The following is a 5,019-nucleotide window of genomic DNA, read 5'->3' as shown; positions in this document are numbered from 1 at the left end:
GCCGTTGGCGCAAAGGGATCCACAACAGCAGGACTACCAGTCCGGTCAGGTTCACCACCATGCCGATGGATAGACCAACCTGTCCGGACACGCCCTGGTGAAACACGTCCCACGGGTCGAGCCCCAGGGCTGCGCGCAGCATCAGGGCCATGGACGCGCCATAGAGCGTCAGGCCGATGGAGAGCTGGAGGAGGCGACGTATCATCATGGCCGATCCAGATGCCGCCAACTGGACCTTGAAAACAGAGCCAGTTCTGCGACCTTGGCCTTATGAGCCCGCGACGACTTGGACCCGCCTCCCTGATCCGGCTGCTTGGCCCCTGGCGAGGCCAGCGCGCGGGTCCGGCCTATCGGCAGTTGGCCGACGGCCTGCGCCTGTTGATCCTTGACGGGCGCCTGCCGCTGGATGTGGTGCTGCCGGGAGAGCGGGAACTGGCCCATATCCTGGAGATCAGCCGCACCACCGTCACCGCCGCCTTCGCCCAGCTACGCGACGAGGGTTTTCTGGATCGCCGGCAGGGCGCCGGCGCCCGTACCCGGCTGCCCACGGGCCCGGGGGAACGCGGCGCGACGATCCTGGTCAGCAGCGCCTCGGCCGAAGGCGTGCTGGACATGACCTCGGCCGCGCCGCCGGCCAGCGAGCTTATCCACCAGGCCTACGCGGCGGCGCTCAGCCTGCTCCCGGCATTTTTGCCTCAGCATGGCTATGCAACGCTTGGTCTTCACGAGTTCCGCCAGGCCGTGGCCGAGCGCTACACCCGGCGCGGTCTGCCGACGCGCGTCGATCAGATCATGATCACCAATGGCGCCCAGCATGGCCTGGCGCTGATGTTGCGGCTGCTGGCCGGGCCGGGCGACCGGGTCGTGATTGATCACCCGACCTACCCGCACGCCATCGACGCCATCGAGCGCGCCTTCTGCCGAACGGTGCCGGTCGGGCTGCCGGGCGAGGGTTGGGATCTGGAGGGTGTAGGCGCCGCCTTCCGACAGAGCGGCGCGCGCGTCGCCTACCTGATCTCGGACTTTCAGAATCCTACGGGCCACTGGATGCCCTCGGAGGCGCGCGCCGTTCTGAGCCACGCGGCGGCGCGTGCGGGCACCACCCTGATCCTCGACGAGACCATGACGGATCTCTGGCTCGACGCCCCGGTTGATCCCTATGCCTTCGTGGAGCCGGCGGAAGGCCTGGTCCGGCTGGGGTCCATGGGCAAGAGTTTCTGGGGTGGGCTGCGGCTGGGCTGGATCCGCGCCGACGCGCCGGTCATTCAGGCGCTGGCGCCCCGGCGGGCCTCCATCGATCTCGGATCGCCCCTGCTTGAGCAACTGGCGGGCTGCCAGCTGTTGTCGGATGAAGAGGCTCCGCTCGCAGCCCGCCGCGTATTGCTGCGCACCCGCCGCGATCACCTGCTGGCGCAGTTGCAGGCGCGACTGCCGGAGTGGAAGGTCCGCCGCCCCGAGGGCGGCCTGTCTCTGTGGGCCGAACTGCCCAGTCCGGTGTCCAGTGCGCTGGCCGCCACGTCCGAACGCTTCGGCGTCCGCATCGCCGCCGGCCCGCGATTCGGGGTCGACGGGGCGTTCGAGCGCTTCATCCGGCTGCCCTACACCCTGGCGCCGGAGGACCTCACCACGGCGGTGGACCGTCTGGCGGCCGCCTATGATGGACTACGGGCCGGGGCTACGCCGAGCCGCGCCTCCATAGGGGCCGTTGTCTAGAGGACGGCAGCTTGAAGTGGATACCGGTTCAAGCCCCCGTCGTGCTCTAGACATTTGATAACGAGCCTGTCCGGTTCAGATGCTTCCATCTGAACCGGACAGGCTCTGGCCACACGGTTCCCTCGCGACAGGCTTGCAGCCGCCGTCAGCCGCGCCATACTGGAAGGGGATCGGCGCGGGTGGAGACGCCGACCACCGGGAGCGATCATGAACCTCATCCGTATCGGGCTGGCGCTGGTGCTCGCCGCAACCGTCGTGGCCTGCCAGAAGCCGGACGCCGGCAATGTAGATGGCAAACGCATCGAGGCCGCCGCCACCAACGGCGAATGGCTCTCCTACGGCAAGGACTATTCCGAGCAGCGCTTCAGCCCGCTGGACAAGATCAATGCGACCACCGTCAAGGATCTGGGTCTGGCCTGGTTCGCTGACTTCGACACTGATCGGGGGCAGGAGGCGACGCCGATCATGGTGGATGGGGTGCTCTACACCACCACCGCCTGGTCCAAGGTATTCGCCTTCGATGCGAAGACCGGAAAACAGCTCTGGACCTGGGACCCAAAGGTCGACCGCGCCAAGGGCTTTGACGCCTGCTGCGACGTGGTCAACCGTGGTGTCGCGATCTGGAAAGGCCGGGTCTATGTGGGCACCCTGGACGGTCGCCTGGTGGCCCTGAACGCTGGCGATGGCACGGTCGCCTGGAGCGTCCAGACCACGGATAACTCCAAGCCCTACACCATCACCGGCGCGCCGCGCGTGGTGAAGGACAAGGTTCTGATCGGCAATGGCGGCGCCGAGTATGGCGTGCGCGGCTACATCACCGCCTACGACGCGGCCACCGGCAAGCAGGCGTGGCGCTTCTATACCGTGCCCAATCCCACCGGCGCGCCCGATGGCGCGGCCTCGGACAAGGTGATGGCCGAGAAGGCCAACGCCACCTGGTCGGATGGGGCATGGAAGGAAAGCGGCGGCGGCGGCACGGCGTGGGATGCCATGGCCTATGATCCGGCGCTGGACATCATGTACTTCGGGATCGGCAACGGGAACCCGTGGAACCATATGAAGCGCTCGGGCGGCAAGGGCGACAACCTCTTCCTGTCGTCGATCCTGGCGCTGAAGCCCGACACCGGCGAATACGTCTGGCACTATCAGACCACGCCCGGCGAGAGCTGGGACTACACCGCCACCCAGCACATCATGCTGGCCGACCTGAAGATTGGCGGTCAGGACCGCAAGGTGCTGATGCAGGCCCCCAAGAACGGCTTCTTCTATGTGATCGACCGGGCCACCGGCCAGCTGATCTCGGCCGAACCCTATGCGCCGATCACCTGGGCGACCAAGGTGGACATGGCGACCGGGCGGCCGGTCGAGGCGCCGGGCGCGCGCTACGAGACCAAGCCTGCCGTCATTGAGCCGGGCCCGCTCGGATCGCACAACTGGCATCCGATGGCGTTCAATCCCAAGGCCGGGCTCGTCTATATCCCGGCTCAGGTGGCGGCCAGCCCCTATGGCGACGAAAAAGTCTACAAGCACCGCCAGGGCGCGATGAACCTTGGGCTCGATACGCTGATCATGGGCCTGCCCAGCGACAAGGCGCAGTTCGCGGCGATCAAGGCCACCACGTCAGGCAAGCTGGTCGCCTGGGATCCGGTGGCCCAGAAGGCCCGCTGGACGGTGAACCATCCGCATTTCTGGAACGCCGGAATTCTCTCCACAGCCGGCGGCCTCGTATTCCAGGGGTCGGCCGGCGGCGGCTTTACGGCCTATGACGCGGCGACCGGCGCCAAGCTCTGGAACTACCGGACCCAGAACAGCGTGGTCGCGCCGGCCTCCACCTATGAGCTGGATGGCGAGCAGTATGTGGCGCTGATGGTGGGTTATGGCGGAGCGGGCGCCACCTTCGCCAGCGCGTTGAACGGCGACCCTGTGCGCATGCCGGGCCGTCTGATGGTGTTCAAGCTTGGCGGCAAGGTGGTCGCGCCGGACTTCAAGGTCGCGACGAAACCCGGCCTGGATCTGACCGGCGTTTCGTCGAAGGGCGACGCCAAGGCCGGCTTCGCTCTGTACCAGAACAATTGCACCGGTTGCCACGGCGGCAGTGCGGTGGGCGGCTACCTGGCTGATCTCAGGGTCTCGCAGATGCTGCGTACCGAGGCCGACTTCAAGTCGGTGGTGATCGACGGGGCTCTGAAGTCCAAGGGCATGGTGAGCTTCGCGAAGTACATGACGCCCAAGGAAGCTGAGGATATCCGTGCCTATCTGCTGACCCAGGCGCGGGCCATACAGACCCAGGCCGCCGCGCCGACAAGACCCGCCGCCTGAGGACGCGAGCGCCGCCTGGGGCCAAAGGAGGCCTTGGCGGCGGTCGCGGGAGGACTCTCGGGTGAACCCCATGGCGGGTCATCAGGATTTCGCCGTGGATCCGCGCAATGCGGGCCTGCGGACCTATGGGAACGGAAGTCTGGTTCCGCGCGACCAGGCCAGGGTCTCGGTCCTCGACGCCGGCTTCGTGCTCGGGGACGGGGTCTGGGCGTCGGCCTGGTGTGAAGCTGTTGAGTGCTCCACCGGCTTTGCGGCGCCTGAACGTCGTGCTTCGCCGGTCCTGCCGGACGCCCTGAAAAGGATCACCGATGCCGCCCAACCGCACTTTGAAGGCCTCTACCGGCATCGCCTGACGTTTGAACCGGTGGATTCCCCCAAAATCAGCTAGAGCCCCGACATGCGCATCGCCGTCCTCCTCGCCGCCCTGATCTCCACGCCCGTTGCGGCCCAACCGCTCGGCGGACAACATTCAATGTTGAAGGATGTTGCGGGGGCGGTCTCGGCCGAGCGCCAGAAGGCGATGATTTCGGCACTGGTCGGATTCGGTACGCGGCATACCGGATCGGAGACAAAGTCCGACAAGCGGGGCATCGGGGCGGCGCGTCGCTGGATCGCCTCCGAATTCAATTCAATATCGAAGGACTGCGGTGGCCGGTTGAAGGTCGAGACACCCTCTGCGGTGGTCACCGCCGAGCGCCTGGCCGGTCCGACCGAGGTGGTGAATGTGCTGGGCATACTTTCCGGGACCACCGATCCGGGCCGGGTGATCGTGATTTCCGGCCACTACGACAGCCGCGTGTCCGATGCGAGGAACTTCACCTCGGATGCGCCGGGCGCCAATGACGACGCCTCGGGCACGGCGGCGGTGATCGAGGCGGCCCGCGTGCTCTGCAAGCGCCAGTTTCCGGCGACGCTGGTGTTTGCGGCCCTGGCCGGCGAGGAGCAGGGCCTGCTGGGCGGCAAGATCCTGGCCGACTATGCGATCTC

Annotated in this window: 4 protein-coding genes and 1 pseudogene; 4 read left to right on the top strand and 1 reads right to left on the bottom strand. The window is 66.9% G+C overall.

Translation table 11 applies throughout. The annotated features are described in order from the left end of the window. Positions 1-208: pseudogene (locus ACIQ42_RS15840) on the bottom strand (hypothetical protein); the annotation flags it as partial. Positions 209-270: 62 nt separating this feature from the next. On the opposite strand from ACIQ42_RS15840, the gene ACIQ42_RS15835 reads away from it, so the two are divergent. From ACIQ42_RS15835 to ACIQ42_RS15820, 4 genes are all read left to right on the top strand, one after another. After that, complete coding sequence (locus tag ACIQ42_RS15835) at positions 271-1,713, top strand: PLP-dependent aminotransferase family protein (RefSeq protein WP_397423210.1); 1,443 nt, start codon at positions 271-273, stop codon at positions 1,711-1,713. 207 nt (positions 1,714-1,920) lie between these two features. Continuing rightward, the gene (locus ACIQ42_RS15830) at positions 1,921-4,032 is read left to right on the top strand and encodes a PQQ-dependent dehydrogenase, methanol/ethanol family (protein ID WP_397423209.1); all 2,112 of its coding nucleotides are present in this window, start codon (positions 1,921-1,923) and stop codon (positions 4,030-4,032) included. 70 nt (positions 4,033-4,102) lie between these two features. Beyond that, positions 4,103-4,420, top strand: a complete 318-nt coding sequence (locus ACIQ42_RS15825; RefSeq protein ID WP_397423208.1) for a hypothetical protein — start codon at positions 4,103-4,105, stop codon at positions 4,418-4,420. A 9-nt stretch (positions 4,421-4,429) separates the two neighbouring features. After that, a partial coding sequence (locus tag ACIQ42_RS15820; protein WP_397423207.1) for a M28 family peptidase occupies positions 4,430-5,019 on the top strand: 590 nt, incomplete at its 3' end.

The organism is Phenylobacterium sp. (assembly GCF_044372605.1).
Classification (GTDB): Bacteria; Pseudomonadota; Alphaproteobacteria; order Caulobacterales; family Caulobacteraceae; genus Phenylobacterium.
This window is presented reverse-complemented; position numbering and strand designations above follow the sequence as displayed.